The sequence below is a fragment of the Acidovorax sp. GW835-FHT14B10 genome (assembly GCF_058793725.1).
In genome coordinates this window covers 1-20,389 of record NZ_JBXAGC010000039.1, presented here as the reverse complement: position 1 = coordinate 20,389, position 20,389 = coordinate 1, and the positions used below count along the sequence as shown (strand labels likewise).

General features: G+C 65.4%; 18 protein-coding genes. 4 read left to right on the top strand and 14 right to left on the bottom strand.

All coding sequences use genetic code 11. From position 1 onward, the window contains the following. Nucleotides 1-46: 46 nt before the first annotated feature. The 11 genes from ispG to surE all read right to left on the bottom strand — a co-directional run bounded on the left by ispG (nucleotide 47) and on the right by surE (nucleotide 10,734). The gene (gene ispG, locus AC1Q5S_RS20425; RefSeq protein WP_303834307.1) at nucleotides 47-1,318 is read right to left on the bottom strand and encodes a flavodoxin-dependent (E)-4-hydroxy-3-methylbut-2-enyl-diphosphate synthase; all 1,272 of its coding nucleotides are present in this window, start codon (nucleotides 1,316-1,318) and stop codon (nucleotides 47-49) included. 8 nt (nucleotides 1,319-1,326) lie between these two features. Beyond that, the gene (locus AC1Q5S_RS20420; protein ID WP_492239330.1) at nucleotides 1,327-2,247 is read right to left on the bottom strand and encodes a helix-turn-helix domain-containing protein; all 921 of its coding nucleotides are present in this window, start codon (nucleotides 2,245-2,247) and stop codon (nucleotides 1,327-1,329) included. 4 nt (nucleotides 2,248-2,251) lie between these two features. Beyond that, a complete protein-coding gene (gene pilW / locus AC1Q5S_RS20415; protein WP_303834304.1) occupies nucleotides 2,252-3,088 on the bottom strand; it encodes a type IV pilus biogenesis/stability protein PilW in 837 nt (278 codons plus the stop codon). A gap of 26 nt (nucleotides 3,089-3,114) precedes the next feature. Next, complete coding sequence (gene rlmN, locus AC1Q5S_RS20410; protein ID WP_492239329.1) at nucleotides 3,115-4,236, bottom strand: dual-specificity RNA methyltransferase RlmN; 1,122 nt, start codon at nucleotides 4,234-4,236, stop codon at nucleotides 3,115-3,117. Between the two features lie 84 nt (nucleotides 4,237-4,320). Beyond that, nucleotides 4,321-4,746, bottom strand: a complete 426-nt coding sequence (gene ndk / locus AC1Q5S_RS20405) for a nucleoside-diphosphate kinase (RefSeq protein ID WP_303834300.1) — start codon at nucleotides 4,744-4,746, stop codon at nucleotides 4,321-4,323. 85 nt (nucleotides 4,747-4,831) lie between these two features. Beyond that, on the bottom strand, nucleotides 4,832-6,346 hold the full coding sequence (locus AC1Q5S_RS20400; RefSeq protein ID WP_303834298.1) for a pseudouridine synthase: 1,515 nt from the start codon (nucleotides 6,344-6,346) through the stop codon (nucleotides 4,832-4,834). After that, nucleotides 6,343-7,083 carry an SMC-Scp complex subunit ScpB gene (gene scpB / locus AC1Q5S_RS20395; RefSeq protein ID WP_303834297.1) on the bottom strand — a complete coding sequence of 247 codons (741 nt, stop codon included), beginning with the start codon at nucleotides 7,081-7,083 and terminating at the stop codon, nucleotides 6,343-6,345. The genes AC1Q5S_RS20400 and scpB overlap by 4 nt, the downstream gene beginning before the upstream one ends. A gap of 153 nt (nucleotides 7,084-7,236) precedes the next feature. Beyond that, complete coding sequence (locus AC1Q5S_RS20390) at nucleotides 7,237-8,232, bottom strand: RluA family pseudouridine synthase (RefSeq protein WP_422202747.1); 996 nt, start codon at nucleotides 8,230-8,232, stop codon at nucleotides 7,237-7,239. 80 nt (nucleotides 8,233-8,312) lie between these two features. Then, complete coding sequence (locus AC1Q5S_RS20385) at nucleotides 8,313-9,176, bottom strand: peptidoglycan DD-metalloendopeptidase family protein (RefSeq protein ID WP_422202738.1); 864 nt, start codon at nucleotides 9,174-9,176, stop codon at nucleotides 8,313-8,315. 11 nt (nucleotides 9,177-9,187) lie between these two features. Beyond that, complete coding sequence (locus tag AC1Q5S_RS20380) at nucleotides 9,188-9,952, bottom strand: protein-L-isoaspartate(D-aspartate) O-methyltransferase (RefSeq protein ID WP_492239328.1); 765 nt, start codon at nucleotides 9,950-9,952, stop codon at nucleotides 9,188-9,190. Then, entirely contained in the window at nucleotides 9,952-10,734 is a 783-nt protein-coding gene (surE, locus tag AC1Q5S_RS20375; protein ID WP_422202736.1) for a 5'/3'-nucleotidase SurE, read from the bottom strand. The genes AC1Q5S_RS20380 and surE overlap by 1 nt, the downstream gene beginning before the upstream one ends. Nucleotides 10,735-10,859: 125 nt before the next feature. Between surE and AC1Q5S_RS20370 the strand changes: the two genes are divergently transcribed. The 4 genes from AC1Q5S_RS20370 (at nucleotide 10,860) to AC1Q5S_RS20355 (ending at nucleotide 16,804) form a co-directional block, all read left to right on the top strand. Beyond that, complete coding sequence (locus AC1Q5S_RS20370) at nucleotides 10,860-11,834, top strand: NADPH:quinone oxidoreductase family protein (RefSeq protein ID WP_287877687.1); 975 nt, start codon at nucleotides 10,860-10,862, stop codon at nucleotides 11,832-11,834. Between the two features lie 233 nt (nucleotides 11,835-12,067). Further along, nucleotides 12,068-13,642, top strand: coding sequence for an alkaline phosphatase D family protein (locus AC1Q5S_RS20365; protein ID WP_492239327.1), 1,575 nt, complete (start codon nucleotides 12,068-12,070; stop codon nucleotides 13,640-13,642). A 163-nt stretch (nucleotides 13,643-13,805) separates the two neighbouring features. Continuing rightward, entirely contained in the window at nucleotides 13,806-15,641 is a 1,836-nt protein-coding gene (locus tag AC1Q5S_RS20360; RefSeq protein ID WP_492239326.1) for a gamma-glutamyltransferase family protein, read from the top strand. 116 nt (nucleotides 15,642-15,757) lie between these two features. Next, nucleotides 15,758-16,804: an Ldh family oxidoreductase gene (locus AC1Q5S_RS20355; RefSeq protein WP_492239325.1), complete on the top strand. Its 1,047-nt coding sequence runs from the start codon at nucleotides 15,758-15,760 to the stop codon at nucleotides 16,802-16,804. A 24-nt stretch (nucleotides 16,805-16,828) separates the two neighbouring features. Here AC1Q5S_RS20355 and bioD read toward each other — a convergent pair whose 3' ends face one another. From bioD to bioA, 3 genes are read right to left on the bottom strand one after another with little or no spacing between them, the layout of a single operon-like run. Continuing rightward, nucleotides 16,829-17,602 carry a dethiobiotin synthase gene (bioD, locus tag AC1Q5S_RS20350; RefSeq protein WP_492239324.1) on the bottom strand — a complete coding sequence of 258 codons (774 nt, stop codon included), beginning with the start codon at nucleotides 17,600-17,602 and terminating at the stop codon, nucleotides 16,829-16,831. Further along, entirely contained in the window at nucleotides 17,599-18,816 is a 1,218-nt protein-coding gene (bioF, locus tag AC1Q5S_RS20345; protein ID WP_492239323.1) for an 8-amino-7-oxononanoate synthase, read from the bottom strand. Before bioF ends, bioD begins: the two co-directional genes overlap by 4 nt. After that, nucleotides 18,806-20,122, bottom strand: a complete 1,317-nt coding sequence (bioA, locus tag AC1Q5S_RS20340; RefSeq protein ID WP_492239322.1) for an adenosylmethionine--8-amino-7-oxononanoate transaminase — start codon at nucleotides 20,120-20,122, stop codon at nucleotides 18,806-18,808. The genes bioF and bioA overlap by 11 nt, the downstream gene beginning before the upstream one ends. Between the last annotated feature and the right edge of the window lie 267 nt (nucleotides 20,123-20,389).

Genomic DNA, 20,389 nt, shown 5'->3' with positions numbered 1-20,389 from the left:
GCGCCAACGACCTGCAGGTCAAGCGCGCCGGGACCGCGCTCACAAACTACGCGGTCGAAGACACTGCCCCGAACCGCTTCTCGATGTAGTTTTCAACGATCTGGTGGAATTCATTGGCGATGTTGTCGCCACGCAGGGTGAGGGCTTTTTCCCCATCAATGAACACCGGAGCAGCAGGTGCTTCACCGGTACCGGGAAGGCTTATGCCGACATCAGCGTGCTTGCTTTCGCCAGGGCCATTCACGATGCACCCCATGACCGCAATCTTCAGATTTTCCACACCGGGATAACGCACGCGCCACACAGGCATCTGCGCGCGAAGGAAATCGTCAATCTGTTTGGCCAGATCCTGAAAAGTGGTGCTGGTCGTGCGGCCGCAACCAGGGCATGCCGTCACACTGGGGACGAAAATCCGCAACCCCAGCGACTGCAGGATCTCCGATGCCACCACAACTTCCTGTGTCCGCGATTCGCCCGGTTGGGGTGTGAGCGAGACGCGAATGGTGTCGCCAATGCCCTCTTGCAGCAAGATCGACAAAGCGGTGGCAGAGGCCACGGTTCCCTTGGTACCCATTCCCGCTTCCGTGAGCCCCAGATGCAGCGCATAGTCGCAACGGCGTGCCAATTCACGGTAAACCGAGATCAGATCCTGAACGCCACTGACCTTGCACGAGAGGATGATCTGATTGCCGTCCAAGCCCATGTCTTCGGCACGACGCGCGGATTCCACGGCTGAAGTGATCAGCGCCTCGTACATCACCTGGCGCGCATCCCACGGTTGGGAGCGACGGCTATTGGCATCCATCAGGCTTGCAAGAAGTTCCTGGTCAAGACTGCCCCAATTGACACCGATACGAACCGGCTTGCTCCACCGCATTGCAGCTTCGATCATTTGACCGAACTGGCGATCACGCTTGTCTCCCTTGCCGACGTTGCCCGGATTGATGCGGTACTTCGACAATGCCTGGGCACAATCCGGGAAATCGGTCAACAGCCGATGGCCGTTGTAATGAAAATCGCCGACCAGGGGAACGCTCTCCCCCATGCGATCCAGTTGCTCCCGGATATAGGGGACCGCTGCCGCAGCCTCCGGCGTGTTGACGGTAATCCGGACAAACTCGGACCCCGCCTGGGCAAGCTCCTTCACCTGGATAGCTGTGCCGATAGCATCCACCGTATCCGTATTGGTCATGGACTGGACGCGCACAGGAGCATCGCCGCCCACCGTGACGACACGAGATCCCCACACCACCCTCGCCTGCCTGGAGCGTCGAAGGGCAGGTGTTGACACGGAGATTGGCGCGGTATTGGTATCCATTGTTTCCACTATCTCACCTCGAAGCGAGCGACATTCTCACGGGACACGGAGCCAAGCTCATAAGGCTTGCCACGCACAAAAACCTCGGTGGCATCCGCTCGTCCGATGACTACCGCCAGAGGCAGTGCACCCGACACAGAAACCAGCTCGTCGGGTGCCAAATTGCGCTGAAATACCACGGCACCTGTCGCATCCCGAACCTGTATCCAAGACTCGCTCCTGGCCTTGAAGGCAAGCACACCGGCAGGTGCATCGACAGCAGACGGGGGGGCGGCAGATGCTTCAGCCGAAGACAGGGCAGGAACAGGTGGCACCTCCCCCGCCAACTCCTTGGAGTCACTGGTAAAAGCCGCGACCTCCACGCCAGAGGTGGCACTCGCCGGCGCGGGAATTGCGGTGGCTGGGCGCTCCTGCGCCACATCCACCGCAGGTGTGGAAATCACGGCATCTGGCGCTCGTTGCTTGAACAATGCCAACAGATCACCTTCAAGACTGCGGGGCAAAAAAACCATCAACGCTGCCCCGATCAGCAGCATGCCCACCACCCACACCAGCGTTTTCGAGCGTGAAACGACAAACGGCGTAGACGATGATTTGCTTCGGAAGCCCTTGACGGTCGCATTCAGCCGCCCGTCATTGGTGGACAGCCTGGGACTTTCTCCTTGGGGGAGAAGCGCCAGAACCGGCTCAGGGTTGATCTTCAGGGTACGGCAAATGCTGGACGCCAAAGCCCGCACAAATACGATGTCCGGGAGGGCAGAAAAATCATCCGCCTCCAGGGCTTCGAGCTTTCTCACAGGGACCTTCGTGGCTCCCGCCAGAGCAGCAATGTGCACCCCGGCAGCTTCTCGGGCCTCCCGCAACAACGCGCCCGCCGTCACCCCTCGCGCATATTGGCCATGCGATCCAACCCCCGGCTGCTCGCTCATCAACTCACTCATTGAATGCCCCGCGTTCATACGCGCCCCACTCGCGCGACTCAGGAAACCGCTTGCGCAACTGGTCTGCAAGCTGCCGCGCGGCCACCGTGTCCCCCAAGGCACGCTCCACCTTGATCCCGAGCCACAAAGATTCCGAGTTGGCATATTCGCTGTTGTTGAGGCGCCGAATGTAAAACTGCGCACGACTCAACTCATGGCGTCGCAACAGCAACGCCGACAGGTGGTACCCCACCACGGGGTTTGCAGCATCCAGTTCATAGGCCTTGATCAGGGACTGCTCGGCTTCTGCATACTGTGCTGCACCCACCTGGCACAGTCCTCTGGCCATCAGCGTCTTGCCACGGGCAGCATATGCAGGGTTGTCCAGCGCACGGACAAACTGCTGATCCGCTTCTGCATATTTTTTCTGCTGGCATAAAAGCCAGCCAAAGTTATGCAACAAATTGGGGTCACCTGGACGCAATGCCTGCGCCCGGCGAAAGCTTTCTTCCGCCTGGGCAAAATCGTTGAGACGCAAATAGATAAGACCACGCAGGTTGTAGGCGTCCGCATAGTTGGCATCAGCCGCAAGCGACTGCTTGACCTCGTCCAGGGCCACGGCAGTTTGTCCCATCTCGAAATAATTCGATGCCAGCTCCAGGCGAATTCGTGCACGGCGCCTTGCATCAGGTTCGTCGGACGGTGTCACCAGATCCGCAGTGGAGTCCGGAGCAGAGGCGCCCCCATTGGCCGCACAGCCACCAAGAGCAAAACAAAAGCCCAGGACACCACAAGCCATCAGTGTCCGGTGCCAATAGTGCCGCCAGCGACCACCAGTCGATCCCACCATGTAGCGCTTCCTTGATAAGTAGCGACCTAAGTCACCTGTTTGAGCACGATTGTGCGTTGCTTTGCCATACGCTCCACCACACGCGTGCGGTCTTTCACATCGCCTGCCAATTGACCGCAGGCAGCATCGATATCATCCCCGCGCGTCTTGCGCACTGTCGTGACAATTCCCGCTTCGCTCAGCACTTTTGCGAAGATTGCCACCTGTGCCTGGGAAGAACGCTTGAGCCCTGATGCCGGAAATGGATTGAACGGAATCAGATTGAATTTGCAGTGGATCGCCCTGCCAATCGATGGTTTGACCAGTTCAATCAGTTGATGGGCATGCTCGATCTGGTCGTTCACCCCATCCAGCATGCAATATTCAAATGTGATGAAGTCCCTTGGCGCATGCTCGAGATAACGGTGGCACGCCTCCAGCAATTCCTGGATCGGGTACTTGCGGTTTATCGGCACCAGATAATCGCGCAAGGGATCATTGGGCGCGTGCAAGGACACAGCCAGGGCCACAGGGCAGTCCTGCGACAATCGATCCATCATGGGAACGACACCGGAGGTAGACACCGTTACACGCCTGCGTGACAGGCCATAACCATGGTCATCGAGCATGACCCTCAACGCCGGCACAAGGGCCGCATAGTTTTGTAGCGGCTCCCCCATCCCCATCATCACCACGTTGGTAATGATGCGGGAAGAAGATCCAAAGCGGGTGCGCAACGCGTGCTCGGCAAACCACAACTGCGCAATGATTTCACCCGTGGTGAGATTGCGGCTGAAGCCTTGATGCCCTGTCGAGCAAAATCGGCACCCCACTGCACAACCGGCCTGCGACGATACGCAGAGTGTTCCCCGGTCATCTTCAGGAATGAACACGGATTCGACGGCATTGCCGCCACCCACGTCAAACAACCATTTGACCGTGCCATCAGCCGACACATGCTCACTGATGACTGGCAGGGCCTGCACATGAGCACAGCCCTTCAACTTGGTCCGCAACGCAACGGCCAGATCGCTCATGCCGTCAAAATCGCTGACGCCCCGCTGGTGAATCCAGCGAAAAAGCTGTGTCGCACGAAAACGCTTTTCTCCGAGCTGACCACAAAAACCGATCAACCCATCCAGGTCAAAATCCAGAAGATTGGTTGTCATGGCAGCCACGCCCTCGGTCGGTCACAGCTGTCCCCAGCACTTGATTTCTCCAGCGAGACCAGAACGAGTGTGGGGACAATCATGTCAGCGCGCGTAGACGTTCATGCCGGCGAAGAAGAAGGCGATTTCCACTTGAGCGGTCTCAGGGGCATCGGAACCATGCACGGCGTTGGCATCAATGCTGTCTGCAAAATCAGCGCGAATGGTGCCGGCCTCGGCCTTCTTCGGATCCGTTGCACCCATCAACTCGCGATTCTTCAGGATCGCGTTCTCACCTTCCAGCGCCTGAATCATGACGGGGCCGGAGATCATGAAATCCACCAGATCCTTGAAGAAAGGACGTGCCTTGTGCACCGCATAGAACTGCTCAGCTTCCAGACGGGAGAGGTGCGCCATACGGGCAGCGACAACCTTGAGGCCGGCGGCTTCAAAGCGGGCATAAATCTGGCCAATGACATTCTTGGCAACTGCGTCGGGCTTGATGATGGAGAGAGTACGTTCGATAGCCATATTGATTCCTGGTGTGATGTTGCTGTGATTTTTGCCCATAGGGCAAAGCTTTTGATTCTAACCGGGCAAGAAAACGCCAGCAGGTCTAGCGATTGCCTCCGCGACGGGATCCACCCCCCATACGGCGCTGATCCTGACGGTGGCGCGACAAACTGTCTACGCCAATGTAGCCCACCGATGTTTTCATGGGATCGGGTTGTGAGCTCCCGCGCTGGCGATCCGGGTTGCCGCTGCGCGCACCCGCATCATCCGATCGACGGGGCACCTGGCCACGCGACTTGCCCCCTCCGCCACCGGCACCTGCAGAACGCTTGCGAGCATCGCCCACGCGTTGCCCCCCGCGTCCGCCACTCCTGTCACCGCGACCTGAGCCGCCAATGCCTTCCTCGCCACTCACACCCCTGGCTTCCGGGCGCCCCGCCCCGGCAGCCTGCACCAGGGCACGGATGTCGCTCTCATCGAGCTCCAGCCAGCCCCCCCGTTTAAGCCCACGGGGCAAGACCATTGCTCCATACCGGATCCGGATCAGGCGGCTGACCGCATGGCCCACGGCCTCCAGCATGCGACGCACCTCGCGGTTGCGCCCCTCGGAGATGGTGACGCGATACCAGCAGTTGGAACCCTCCCCACCGCCGTCCTCGATCGAACCAAACGCGGCCATGCCGTCGTCCAGCCGGACACCGTCCAGCAAATGCTGTTTTTCTTCGTTGCTCAAGGCGCCCAGGACGCGTACGGCATATTCCCGCTCCAACCCAAATCGGGGATGCATCAGCTTGTTGGCCAGCTCGCCCGAACTCGTGAACAAAAGCAGCCCCTCGGTATTCAGATCCAGCCGACCAACCGACTGCCACTTCCCCTGCTGCAGCCGGGGAAGCTTGCGAAACACGGTCGGGCGGTTTTGTGGATCATCGTGGGAAACCACCTCCCCGACGGGCTTGTGATACGCGATGACACGCGCTGGCGGAGGATCGATGCGGTAACGAATCGGCTTGCCGTTCACCTTCACCTGATCGCCAAACTGCACGCGCTGACCGATGTGTGCCGGCTCGTTGTTCACCGAAATTCGTCCCTCGAGAATCAACTGCTCCATCTCGAGGCGAGAGCCCAACCCGGCCTGTGCCAGCACCTTGTGAAGCTTGGGCGTTTCTGCCTGGGGCAATAAAACGCGCTTGGGGGCCACGTCCTCGCTGTTGACCTCGTCGGCATCGAAACGCCCGGAAATGACGTCTTCGAACTGGTAGCCACCCACCGCAGAGGGGGAGGATCGCTTGCCACGCCCAGCGCCTCCCGCGTGGCGCGGACTCGCCGGGGGCCTCGTACCGGCCTGGCTGCGATCTTCTATCGCTGGCAATTCCGCAACGACGGTCTGAAACGCCACTTCCACGCTCTTCAGCGGGACCGACAACACCGCAGCAGACTCCGGCTCCACCGATTCTTTGGCGAGCGCAGCATGGGCCGCCACTTCCTCGACGGCGCCATCCGTTGGCGCCGCTTTCTTGCGAGATGTTTTTCGTGCCGCAGGCTTCTTCTGAAGCGTTGCCGCCTCGGAATTCTCCGTCTCATGCGGCATGTTCTTTACATCGGAAGTGGAATCGTTCATAAATTATTTCCCGAGACACCCCTGGGGGCATCCTCTTGTTCATCGTGGAGATTGGTCTCCACACTTGGCCCGGCCTGCATCTCCTGCAGCGCTTCCTGGCGTTCCAGCCCCGGCAACTGATCGCTCACCGGCGAAAAAGCTCCGGGGATACCGCCTCCATCCATCTCCAAAGCTCCCTGCAGGCTGGCTGCCGAGGCCATTGCCTCCAGTACCGAAGCACTGCCGGCAGGATCATCCAGCACAGGCAACTGGTCCAGTGACTGCAATCCCAGATCATCCAAAAACTGGCGCGTGGTGGCAAACAACGCTGGCCGGCCCACTGTTTCGCGGTGGCCAATGACCTCCACCCAACCCCGGTCCTCCAGTTGCTTGACGATCAGGCTGTTGACGGTGACACCCCGAATGTCCTCAATGTCTCCACGCGTCACCGGTTGACGGTACGCAATGATGGCCAGTGTCTCCAGCGTGGCACGTGAATAGCGCGGAGGTTTTTCCGGGTGAAGTTTGTCCAGGTATTCACGCATTTCGGGGCGGCTTTGAAATCGCCACCCGGAGGCCACCTGCACCAGTTCAACACCCCGCAAAGCCCAGTCCTGCTGGAGTTCCTGCAACAGGACTTTCAGCGTATCCGCCCCCAGTGCATCATCAAAAAGTACACGCAGCTCCCGTACCGCCATGGGCTGCGCAGCGCAGATCAGGGCGGTTTCGAGGACCCGTTTGGCATCCACCGTATTCATGGTTCAGCGATTCCGGGAAAAATTGGGCCACACAGCGATTGCAGGCACTACACCAACTGCAGGAGTCGATCCATGGTGCACCAGAAAGACACTCTGGAACAAAGCACCGCGCGGCGGGAAACCGCCTTCGGGCGAATGCGGTCGGGCAGACCGTCAGGGCGGATTGTAGCCCAGCCCCCACTGAGACAGCGCCTGCGCCATATCGGGCGGCAATGGCGCCTGAAACTCAAGCGCGAGGCCTGAGACCGGGTGCTGGAAACACAGCCGGTAAGCGTGAAGAGCCTGGCGCTCCAGTCCCGCAGCGGGAGCCCCTCCGTAAAGAGCGTCCGCCACCAGGGGGTGCCCTATGGATGCCATGTGCACCCGAATCTGATGCGTGCGCCCCGTATGCAAGGTGCACTCCACCCAGCAACCCATGTCATTGCCTTGAAGCCATCGCACATCGGTGCGCGCGGGTTTGCCGGCATGGCTGTCCAGATTCACCACAGCCATGCGCAAACGGTTGCGTGGGTCGCGCCCTATGGCGGCCTGCACCGCGCGGTTGCGCGGCCCCGTCCAGGGCCGGTGCGCCAGCGCAAGGTACTGCCGGTGCACGGTGCGCTGCGCAATCATGCGCACAAGTGCGTCCATCGTGGCCCGATCCCGGGCAACCACCATGAGCCCACTGGTGTCCTTGTCCAGCCGGTGCACGATGCCAGCGCGGGGCACCAGGTGCGCTTTTTCGTCGCGCGCCAGCAACCCGTTCAGCAACGTTCCACCCCAGTTGCCCGGGGCGGGATGAACCACCAGGCCCGCCGGCTTGTTGATCACGAGCAGATGCTCGTCCTCATAAACCACGTCGATAGGTAGCGATTGCGGGCGAAACGCCTGGCTCTGCAGCGTCGGGCGCAGCTCGATCACGAGCGGATCGCCCGCCTTCACCCGCGCAGCAGCCTTGGTCGCCGTATGACCGTTCAGGGAAACAAGCCCCTGCGACAGAAGCTGCTGGAGATAGCTGCGGGAAAATTCGGGCACAAGCTCGACCAACGCACGGTCCAGACGCGCGCCATGCTGGGCGACGCCCACCTCCAGATGGCGCAGTTCGGATTCAGCCTCGGCAAGACCACTGAATTCGTCCGAGAAACCCGCATCCTCCGCACTCTCTGACAACCCATCCCCCTGTGCGGTCACCAACGCCGGTTTTTCGTCCGGACCAACCTCGTGGAGCGCATGAGACACAGCGGACAAGCTCAGCGCGCCGGCAGGTAGCGGACAGGGTCCACGGGTTTGCCCTGGCGGCGAATCTCGAAATGAAGCTTCACGCGATCGGCATCCGTGCTGCCCATCTCCGCGATTTTCTGCCCACGCCGCACGGTCTGGTCTTCCTTGACCAGCAGCGCCTGGTTGTGTGCATAGGCGGTCAGGAAGGTGTTGTTGTGCTTCAGGATGACCAGATTGCCATACCCCCGCAAACCGGCGCCCGCATACACCACCCGCCCGTCGGCTGCGGCGAGAACCGGGTCACCGGCTTTGCCGGAAATATCGTAGCCCTTGTTACGGGCCTCATCAAACCCCGCCAGCAAGGAGCCAGAGGCAGGCCAGATGAAAGGAACATCATCCTCCGACGAGGCGGCTGCGGGCGCAGGCGACGGGACGGGGGCAGGCACGGGCGCTGCGGTGCTGGCGGCCGGTTTGGGGGCACTGGCGACCGAAGAAGGGATGACAGCTGCGGAAGCGATAGGACGCGTCACCACACCCGTCTCTGTGACAGCGGCCGAGGGCGGCACGACGCGCAGCACCTGCCCCACTTCGATCAGGTTGGCATTGTCCAGGTTGTTCCAGCGCGCAATGTCCTTCCAGCCCTGCCCATTCTCAAGGCCGATGCGAATCAGCGTATCCCCGGCCTTGACAGTGTAATAACCCGGTTTTCCAGCGTTCTCGGCGCCCGGCAAGGGCTTGGCGGGCGCGACAACCACCCCGGGAGAGGAGGATGCCGCCGAAGACGCTCCACGGTCCTCCACAGGAGCCTTCGTCATCCGGGTTCCGCAGCCGGCAAGCACCAGCGCCGTCAACACGGCGGAAACACCAACGACATGACTACGCGATACCAACATAAGCATTCCCTTCAGGCAATCCCCGATTTTAGGGGGACAAAATGAACCGGCTCGAGAACGCTTTGTTTCAATCCGTGCGCGGTTTTGTCGATCACAAGCAACACTTGCTGGCCGCCGGCAAGCGCCATGGGCGCAACGAGGCGTCCTCCCGCGGCCAACTGGTCGCACCAGGCCTGCGGCACCGCCTCGCCACCGGCCGCCGCAATGATGGCCGCATAGGGCGCACCCTTGGCATAACCCTGCATGCCATCGCCAAACAACAAATGCACGTTGGCCAGCCGCAGATGGCGCAGGTTGTCACGGGCCTTTTCGTGCAGGCCGCGCAGCCGCTCGACCGAATACACCTCGCGTGCAACATGGCTGAGCACCGCGGCCTGGTAACCGCAACCGGTGCCAATTTCCAGCACCCGACCCAGCCCGCCAGCGCGCACGCCGTCGGCCCCCAAAAGCAGCTCGCACATGCGCGCCACCACGCTCGGCTTGGAGATGGTCTGGGCCAGGCCAATGGGCAGACTGGTGTCTTCGTACGCCTGATTCACCAGCGCACTGTCGACAAAACGGTGCCGCTCCACAGTGGACATGGCCTGAAGCACCACCGGCGAGGAAATACCGCCTGCAGCAAGCTTTTGCACCATGCGGGCGCGCACCGCTGCCGAGTCCAGCCCGACCCCCTGGGGCGCAGCGGGGGCACTGGCGCGCATCGGCATGGGGGCGATTCTGGAGGGAGCCCCCCCCGAGCCGTCCAGGCGCGCAGGAAAACCGGGCCTGCGCTGCATCACCACTGCGGGGCCGCTGGTCCAGCAGCCACCAGGCGGGACGCGGTTTGCGCCCAATAGCCAAGATTGTCATGGTCCGTCAGGTCCACCTTCAGGGGGGTGACTGACACATGCCCCTGGGCCGTCGCGTGAAAATCGGTACCCTCGGCGTCGTCCTTGGCCGCGCCAGCACCGCCAATCCAGTACATCACCTCCCCACGCGGGCTTTCCTGCACGATCACGCGCTCGGCCGCATGGCGGCGCCCCAGGCGGCACAGCTTTAAAGGGCGCAATGCCTGCAGCGGCATGTTCGGGATGTTGATGTTGAGCAGCCAGGGCGCCTCGGCCACCAGGTTCTGCGCCATCATCTGCGCAACGATTTCGCGGGTCTTGTGCGCCGCCGCCTCGATCTCGCCCCAGCCCTTGTCCACCTGCGAAATCGCCATGGCCGGGATGCCGAACAGATACCCCTCCATGGCAGCGCCCACCGTACCCGAATAAATGGTGTCGTCGCCCATGTTGGCGCCGTTGTTGATGCCGGACACCACCAGATCAGGGCGGTAGCCGAGCAGCCCCGTGAGGGCGATGTGCACGCAGTCGGCCGGCGTGCCATTGACGTAGCGAAAGCCGTTGGTGGCCTGGTGCACATACAGCGGCGAATGCAGGGTCAGGGCGTTCGACTTGGCACTGTTGTTGTGCTCGGGCGCCACCACCTCGACGTCTGCGATGGTCTTGAGCGCGTCGTACAAGGCCACGATGCCCGGTGCCTGGTAGCCGTCGTCATTGGATAGGAGAATCTTCATGGTCACTGTGCGGATTGCAACGGATTGTAGGTGGCGCCCAGCCAGGATGCACCCGTCGCCCGTGGGACATCGCACACCCTTGGGCCACCCCTATCATGCAGGCCACCATTGACAGGAGACATTCCATGCACGCTTGGCTTTGCACCAACCCCACCGGCGTTGACGCGCTCGCCTGGACCGAACTGCCCACGCCCACGCCCCAAGCGGGCGAGGTGCTCATCGAAATCAAGGCGGCCAGTCTGAACTTTCCCGATCTGCTGATCGTGCAGAACAAATACCAGATGAAACCGCCTCTGCCCTTCGTGCCGGGCTCCGAATACGCGGGCGTGGTGCAGGCGGTGGGAGAGGGCGTCACCCATCTGCAAGTAGGCCAGAACGTGGCCTGCCTCTCGGGAACGGGTGGCTTTGGCACGCACACCATCGCCCCGGCGGCCCGGTGCATGCCCCTGCCAGAGGGTTTCTCGTATGTGGATGCCGCCGCCTTCATCATGATCTACGCCACCTCGCACCATGCGCTGGTGGACCGGGCCCAGCTCAAGGCCGGCGAGACGGTGCTGGTGCTCGGCGCCGCAGGCGGCGTGGGCACCGCCGCCATCCAGATCGCCAAGGCCATGGGTGCACGCGTGATCGCAGCCGCCTCCAGCGCCGAAAAATGTGCGCTGTGCACGTCCATCGGCGCCGACGCCACCATCAACTACAGCCAGGAAAATCTGCGGGACGCGATCAAGGCCCTGACCGACGGCAAGGGACCGGACGTGGTCTACGACCCCGTGGGCGGTGATTTTGCCGAGCCGGCCTTCCGCTCCATCGCGTGGCGCGGCCGCTACCTGGTGGTGGGCTTTGCCTCGGGCCCCATTCCGGCGCTGCCGTTCAACCTGGCGCTGCTCAAGGGAGCCTCCATCGTCGGGGTATTCTGGGGCGACTTTGCCAGGCGCGAGCCCCAGGCCAATGCCGCCATGATGGGCGAGCTGGCCCAGTGGTACGGCCAGGGCAAGATCAAGCCCGTGATCGACCGCACCATGCCCATGGCCGAGCTGCCCGCAGCCTACGCCCACATGGGCTCGCGTGGCGTGATGGGCAAGCTGGTCATGGTCAACTGATGGATCACCAGACCAGGGGACTGCACGAAAAATCGCCGGCATCCGCCACCCGGCCTTTCCGGAAGGGCCACTGCAGCACATTCTGATTCAGCGCCGGCTGGCCCAGCTGGGCGAGAGCGAAATCAGCACCGAAACCATCCAGCGCGCCGACAAGAGCATGTACCTGGCCAAGCGCTCGGGCAAGAACCGGGTCATGGCCGCCTGAACCCGCCCCACACCCCCCACCCGCTGCCATGACACCCCTGCAACGCCGCGCCTTCCTGCAGTACGCCAGCGGGGCAGCCGCCGCCGGCACCCTGCCCCGCTGGGCCTGGAGCAACAGCCCGGTGCAGCACGACCCCTTTGCGCTGGGCGTGGCCAGCGGCGACCCGACCCCGGAGGGCGTGGTGCTCTGGACGCGGCTGCAGCCCACGCCAGACCACCCATTCACTGCGCAGCTCACCGTGCACTGGGAACTGGCCGACGACCCGGCCTTTCGGCACATCGTGCAACGCGGCCAGGTCACGGCGCTGCCGGCCCTGGGCCACAGCGTGCATGTGGAGGTGACTGGCCTCGCCCCGGCGCGCTGGTACCACTACCGCTTCATGCTGGGGGATGCCGCCAGCACCACGGGCCGCACCCGCACTGCACCCGCCGCCGATGCGCTGGACGCCCACCTGCGCATCGCCTTTGCCTCCTGCCAGCGCTGGGAGCACGGCCACTACGCCGCCTGGCGCCACCTGTGCGCCGACCAGCCCGACCTGGTGCTGTTCCTGGGCGACTACATCTACGAATACGCGACGCCCCCCATCACGACGGGGCTGGCCCGCGTGCACACGCTGCGGCACGCCAGCACCCTGGCCGACTTCCGCGACCGCTACGCACTGCACAAGAGCGACCCCGCCCTGCAGGCGGCCCACGCCGCGTGCCCCTGGGCCGTCACCTGGGACGACCACGAGGTGCAGAACGACTACGCCAGCGCCCAAGGCAAGGGCAGCCAGGGCGACCCGGCAGCCTTCCTGGCCCTGCGCAGCGCCGCCTGGCAGGCGTTCTACGAAAACATGCCGCTGCGCGCCTCCAGCCTGGTCACGCCCGACTTCGGCGCGCTGCAGGTGTACCGGCGTTTGCGCTGGGGCCGCCTGGCCCAGGTGCACCTGCTCGACACCCGCCAGCACCGCGCCTGGCAGGCCTGCCGGGCGACTGACACGGGCGGGGCTGCTGCCGTGCGCCCCCAGGACTGCGCAGCCCTGGCCGACCCGCAGCGCAGCCTGCTGGGTGCCACCCAGGAGCAGTGGCTGGACGCAGGCCTGGCAGCCGACGCCCACCACGACCGCACCCGCTGGAGCGTGATTGCGCAGCAGACGCTGTTCTCGCCCCGCCGCTACCCCTCGAGCGTGGTTTCTACCGACAGCTGGGACGGCTACCCCGGCGCCCGGGCGCGCCTGTTGCAGTCGCTGGCCCGCCATGCGCCGCGCAACAGCGTGCTGCTGGGGGGTGACATCCATCAGAACTATGTCTGCAAGGTCCAGTCCGACGCGGCAGGCGGCCAGCCATCCCGCCCCGAGGTGATCGCCAACGAGTTCTGCGGCACCTCGATCAGCTCGCGCGCGGGCACCACGCAGGACAAGGTCGATGCCATTGCCCGCCACAACCCGCATGTGCTGCTGGCGCGCAGCGACCAGCGCGGCTATGGCCTGGCCGACATCACGCCGCAGCGCTGGACCACCACCTTGCGCGTGGTGGACGACCCGCTGCGTGCCGACAGCGGTGCATCCACGCAGGCGCTTTTTGTGGTGGAAGACGGGCGGGCGGGGCCGGTGCCAGCCTGAACAACGGCGCTCCTTAATTCATAGCTTTTTGCGCAATTCCATCAAGCTCTGCAGGCCAAAAACACTCAAAATCCACACGTCTGTTCCGTAATGTCATAACAGCGATGGCCGGCGCGGCAGCCCGGTACCATGGGTTTTCCGCCCACCCGATGGAGACCCCAGGATGCCCAAGACCCCCGCCCTCCGCCTCGTGCTGATCGCCGCCGCTGCCGTGCTGGCCGGTTGCAGCAGCGCCCCTCCGCTGGCCTACACCGTTGCGGACCAGCCCGAAGGCTCGTCGGGCTACACCGACAAACCGGGCTGGGCCGCCGAGAAGTTCGCCGTGGCCGCCGCCAACCCGCTGGCCACCGACGCGGGCTACCAGGTGCTCAAGGCCGGCGGCTCGGCCATCGACGCGGCCATTGCCGTGCAGATGGTGCTGGCGCTGGTCGAGCCCCAGTCGAGCGGCATTGGGGGTGGCGCCTTCCTGCTTCACGCCGCAGGCTCCCGGGTCGAAGCCTATGACGGGCGCGAAACCGCACCGGCGGCGGCCACCGACAAGCTCCTCCTCGGTGCGGACGGCAAACCCCTGCCCTTCAACAATGCCGTGGTGGGTGGGCGCTCGGTGGGTGTGCCGGGCACGGTGCGCATGCTGGAGCTGGCCCACAAGGAGCATGGCAAGCTGGCCTGGGCGCAGCTGTTCCAGCCGGCCATCCAGCTGGCCGAGGGGGGCTTCAAGGTCAGCGCGCGACTCAACGCGCTGCTGGTCAACGACAAGTTCCTGGCCCAAGACCCCGTGGCCGCCGCCTATTTCTACGACGCGACCGGCAAGCCCTGGCCCGTGGGCCATGTGCTGAAAAACCCCGAGCTGGCCGCCGTGCTGCGGGCCATTGCACGGCAGGGTTCCAAGGCCCTGCATGAGGGCGACGTGGCCCAGGCCATCGTGGCCAAGGTGCGCAAGCATCCCACCAACCCGGGTCCGCTCAGCCTGGCCGACCTGGCCGGCTACCTGCCCAAGAAGCGCGATGCCCTGTGCACCAGCTACCAGGTCGCGCCCCACGACTACCGCGTGTGCGGTTTTCCGCCGCCCAGCTCGGGGGCCATCGCCATCGGCCAGATCCTGGGCATCCTGAAAAACACCGACGCGGCCGCGCTGCCGCTGCAGGACGGCCTGCGCGGCCCCACGCCCGGTGCCGACTGGCTGCACCTGTACACCGAAGCCGCGCGCCTGGCCTTCGCCGACCGCGCGCAATACGTGGCCGACCCCGACTTCGTACAGCCCCCCGCCGGCAGCTGGATGAGCCTGCTGGAGCCCGGCTATCTGGCCCAACGCGCCAAACTCATTGGCCCGCAGAGCATGAAGGTGGCCCAGCCGGGCAATCCGGGCGCTGCGCGCACCAGCCATGCCCCCATGCCCGACCAGCCCGAATACGGCACCAGCCACATCAGCATCGTCGATGCCGTCGGCAACGCGGTGGCCATGACCACCACCATCGAGGACCAGTTCGGCGCGCGCCAGATGGTCACCACGAACGCCGCACGCCCTGGCGGCTTTCTGCTCAACAACGAGCTCACCGACTTCAGCTTTGCCCCCACCGATGCGCAGGGCCAGCCCATTGCCAACCGCGTGCAGCCGGGCAAGCGCCCGCGCTCGTCCATGGCGCCCACGCTGGTGTTCGACCAAGCCAGCGGCGAACTGCTGATGAGCGGCGGCAGCCCCGGCGGCGCGGCCATCATCCACTACACGGCCAAGACGCTGTATGGCGTGCTCAACTGGGGGTTGATGCCGCAACAGGCCATCAACCTACCGAACTTCGGCACGTTCAACGGCCCCACGCTACTGGAGGAAAACCGCTTCCTGCCCGCCACCGTGGAGGCCCTGCGCGCCCGCGGCGCCGAGGTGCGCGAGATGGACATGACCAGCGGACTGCAAGCCATCACGCGCGGCCAGGTGCATGGCAAGAAGATGTGGCTGGGCGGCGCCGACCCCCGGCGCGAAGGCGTGATGATGGGTGACTGACAATAATTAAAATAGGATCTATCGCTTTATCCATAAGCGTATGCAGCTATTCAAAACATAGCAACAATTCGTATGCAGTCGCCACGACCATGGCGGCGGCTGTCCTCGCTCTGCCCATGCCCCACACCACCGCCCCCGCCACCCAGCACATGGCCTTTTCCGAACTGCAAGACCTGCTCACCCAGGTCTTCCTGCGCCACGGTACCTCGCCCGAAGTGGCGGCGATCCTGGCGGCCAACTGCGCCAGCGCCCAGCGCGACGGCGCCGACAGCCATGGCATCTTCCGCATCCCCGGCTACCTGTCCACGCTGGCCAGCGGCTGGGTCAACGGGCGGGCCGTGCCGCAGGTGCAAGACGTGGCGCCCGGCCATGTGGCGGTCGATGCCGGCAACGGCTTCGCCCAGCCGGCCCTGCAGGCCGCGCGCGGCCTGCTGATCGAGAAGGCGCGCCACAACGGCATTGCGCTGCTGACTATCCGCAACTCGCACCACTTCGCCGCGCTCTGGCCCGATGTGGAGCCCTTTGCGCGCGAAGGGCTGGTGGCGCTGGCCTTTGTCAACAGCATGGCCTGCGTGGTGCCCACGGGCGGGCACAAGGCCTTGTTCGGTACCAACCCCATCGCCTTCGCCGCGCCGCGCGCGGGGGGCGACCCGCTGGTGTTTGACCTGGCCACCAGTACCATCGCCCACGGCGACGTGCAGATCGCCGCGCGCGCAGGCCACCGCCTGCCCGAGGGCTACGGCGTGGACCGCCATGGCCAGCCCACCTGCGACCCTGCCGCCGTCCTCGATGGTGGCGCGCTGCTGCCGTTTGGCGGCTACAAGGGGTCGGCCCTGTCGATGATGGTCGAGCTGCTGGCCGCGGCGCTCACGGGCGGCAACTTCTCGTTCGACTTCGACTGGTCGCAGCATCCCGGGGCCAAGACGCCGTGGACGGGCGAGCTGCTGATCGTGATCGATCCATCGAAGGGCGCCGGCCACTCTTTCGCGCAGCGCACCGAAACCCTGGTGCAGCAGATGCGCGCCGCCGGCCAGGACCGCCAGCCCGGCGACCGCCGCTACCAGCAGCGTGCGCAATCCGATCGCCACGGCATCGCGATCGACTGCGAGGAATTGGCCCGGCTGCGCGGCCTGGCGGCGCCGCCGCTGCCGCCGGCCGGTTAAGCGCCAGACCCGGCTGCCCGGCGGCTAGAGTGCCTGCAGCAGCGCCAGCGCCTGCGGCAGATGGGCCGCGATGGCCGGCGCACGGGGGTCTGGCAGGCGGGGCACATGGCCCAGGCATGGCGCCACGAGGCCCTCCTGCAGCGCAGCCAGGTTGTCGGCCACATGGGGCATGGCCGCGTCCACAGTGTTGGCCACCCAGCCGGCCAGGGGCAGGCCGCGTGCACGCACGGCGTCGGCCGTGAGCAGCGCATGGTTGATGCAGCCCAGGCGCAGGCCCACCACCAGCACCACCGGCAGCCCCAGGTCCACGGCCAGGTCGGCGGTGTCCCAGCCGGGAACGAGCGGCACGCGGAAGCCGCCCACACCTTCGACAAACGCCATGTCGGCCCGCGCCGCCACGCCGCGCACGGCGGCCAACAGGGCCTCGGGCGCAATGGCGCGGCCCTCCAGGCGGGCGGCAATGTGCGGTGCGCAGGGCGTGCGCAGCTGCAGCGGGCCCACCTCGTCATCGCGCAGGCCCATGTTGCTGGCGGCGCGCAGGCGCAGCACGTCTTCGTTGACCCAGCGGCCGTCCAACCAGTCCTGCCCCGCCGCCAGCGGCTTGATGGCAGCGGCGCGCAGGCCCGCCTGCGCCGCCAGGTGCGTGAGCGCGGCGGTGATGGCGGTCTTGCCGATTTCGGTATCGGTGCCGGTGATGAAAAATGCCCCCCACGCTCGGCCGCTTCGCGGGTCGCTGCCCCCCCGAGGGGGATGCTTTTCATCTTGGGGCGGCCCGGCGCTGAAAAAGCCGCGCGTCATGCCAGCTCCTCAGCGGCCTCGGCCAGCGCCGCCAGCAGGCGGTCGATGTCGGCCGCGGTGTGGGTGCCGCACAGCGTGATGCGCAGGCGCGCCGTGCCCGGCGCCACGGTGGGTGGGCGGATGGCCGGCACGCGCAGGCCGGCGCGGTCGAGCGCGGCCGCCACGCGCAGCGCGGCGGCGTTCTCGCCAATGAGGAGCGGCTGGATCGGCGTGTCCGACGCCACCAGCCGCCAGCCCAGTTGGGGATGGCGCGCCAGCAGGTCGCCCACTCCGGCGCGCAGCTGCGCCTGCAGGCGCACCAGGTTGGCGCGGCGCTGCGCGCCCTCGTCGCCGGCCATCAGCGCCAGGCTTTGCAGCAGCGCGTGCGCCACGGCAGGCGGCGCGGCGGTGGTGAAGATGTAGGCCCGCGCGGCCTGGATCAGGTACTGGATGACGGTGGGGTGCGCGGCCACGAAGGCCCCGGCCACCCCGGCCGCCTTGCCCAGCGTGCCGACCATGATCAGCCGCTCGCTGCGCAGGCCAAAGTGCGCCAGCGTGCCGCGCCCCTGCGGCCCCAGCACGCCAAAGCCGTGGGCGTCGTCCACCACCAGCCAGGCGTCGTGCCGTTCGGCCAGTGCCAGCAGCTGGTCGAGCGGCGCCACGTCGCCGTCCATGCTGAACACCGCGTCGGTGACGATCAGCTTGATGCGGGCCGTGCTGGCGCCCAGCAGCGCGTCGAGCTGGGCCACGTCGCAATGCGCGTAGCGCTGCACCGGCGCCTTGGCCAGGCGCGCGCCGTCGATCAGCGAGGCGTGGTTCAGTTCTTCCGAGAAGATCACCGCATCGGCATCGCCCAGGGCCGTGAGCACCGCCAGGTTGGCCATGAAGCCGGTGCAGAAGAACAGCGCCTCGGCGTTCGGGATGGCGGGCGCCACGGCTGCTGCCAGGGCACGCTCCAGCGCCGCATGCGCGCTGGAGTGCCCGCTGATGAGGTGCGACGAACCCGAGCCGGCGCCATACAGGCGCGCGCCCTCGGCCAGGGCCTCGGCCAGCGCGGGGTGGGCGGCCAGGCCCAGATAGTCGTTGCTGCAGAACATCAGCAGCTCGCGCGATTGCCCGTCGGCGCCACGCACGCGCTGCACCGGCGCGGTGGCGCTCTCGGCCTCGCGCAGCACGCGCGTCAAGTCCTTGGCGGCGATGGCCTGCAGCTTCTGGTTCAGGTGGTCAAGCAGCATCCAACACCTCCGCCAGCGTGGCCATCACGGCCTGGAACAAAAACTGCGCCGTGGACGCATCGATGAGATAAGGCGGCATCAGGTAGACGGTGCCGCCAATGGGTCGGATCAGCAGTTCGTGCGCGCGCGCCGCTAGGTGAAAACGCTCGGCAAACCGCTCACCGGGCTCGCGCACGTCGAACGCCAGGATCATGCCGCGCTGGCGCAGGTGGGCCACGCGCGGGTCGCCGGCCAGCGGCGCGAAGGCCTCGGCCAGCAGCCGGGCCTGCGCGCGGTTCTTCTCCAGCACCTGGTCGGCGGCGAAGCGGTCGAGCACGGCATTGGCCGCCGCGCAGGCCAGCGCATTGCCGGTGTACGAATGCGAATGCAGAAAGCCGCGCCCCACCTGCTCGCTCCAGAAGCTCTGGTACACCGTTTCGGTGGTCAGCACCAGCGAGAGCGGCAGCGTGCCGCCGCTGATGCCCTTGGACAGCGTGATGAAGTCCGGCCAGCCGCACTCGCCCTGCTCGAACGCAAAGAAGGTGCCGCTGCGCCCGCAGCCCACCGCGATCTCGTCGGCGATGAGGTGGATGTCGAACTCGTCGCACAGGGCCCGCACGGCACGCAGGTACGAGGGCTCGTGCATCGCCATGCCGGCGGCGCATTGCACCAGCGGCTCGATGATGAGGGCGGCCACATGGCCGCGCCGCTCGGTCAGCACGCGGCGCAGGTCGGCCAGCGCGCGGGCCTCGGCGTCCGAGCCCTGGCGTGCATCGGGCGACTCGACGATGTGGGCGCGCATCAGCAGCGGGTCGTAGGCATCGCGGAACACCGCCACATCGGTCACGGCGAGCGCGCCGATGGTTTCGCCGTGGTAGCCGTTGCGCAGGCAGACGAACTCGCGCTTGTCCGCCAGGCCCCGGTTGCGCCACGAATGAAAGCTCATCTTCAGCGCGATCTCGACCGCCGAGGCGCCGTCGCTGGCGAAGAAAGCGTGGCCCAGCGCGCCACCCGTCAGGGCCGAGAGCTTTTCGGCCAGCTCGACCGCGGGCGCATGGGTGCAGCCGGCCAGCATGACATGGGGCAGGGTTTCGAGCTGGTGCGTGATGGCGGCGCGGAGGCCGGCATCCGAGTGTCCGAACAGGTTCACCCACCAGGAGCTGTTGGCGTCGAAATAGCGCCGGCCTTCCAGGTCGAAAAGCCAGGGGCCTTCACCCCGGGCGATGGCCAGCGGCGGCGTGACGGCGGCACGCGCCATCTGGGTGCAGGGGTGCCACAGCGCGGCAAGGCTGCGCGCGGCGAGATCAGGGGAGTGGAGAGATTGCAATCAACAACTCGCTCGCCCGGACTTGCGGGCAGGGATGGGACGAAAAAACCGCGGCAAGTATCGCACCCGGCTTGGCTGCAGGGGATGCCGCCGGATCTGCCCACCACTGCCGGCTGCCCGGTATTCGATGAAAAAGGGCGCTAGCACTTATGCAGAAAGCGCCAACGGCTCTAAAAAATAGAGCTTCCTCAGAGCCTGTTTACGATCTCGCAGGGGATCGCGTTGGAGCGCAATCGGGAGGAGTGGATGCTTCGGATGCGCCGCATG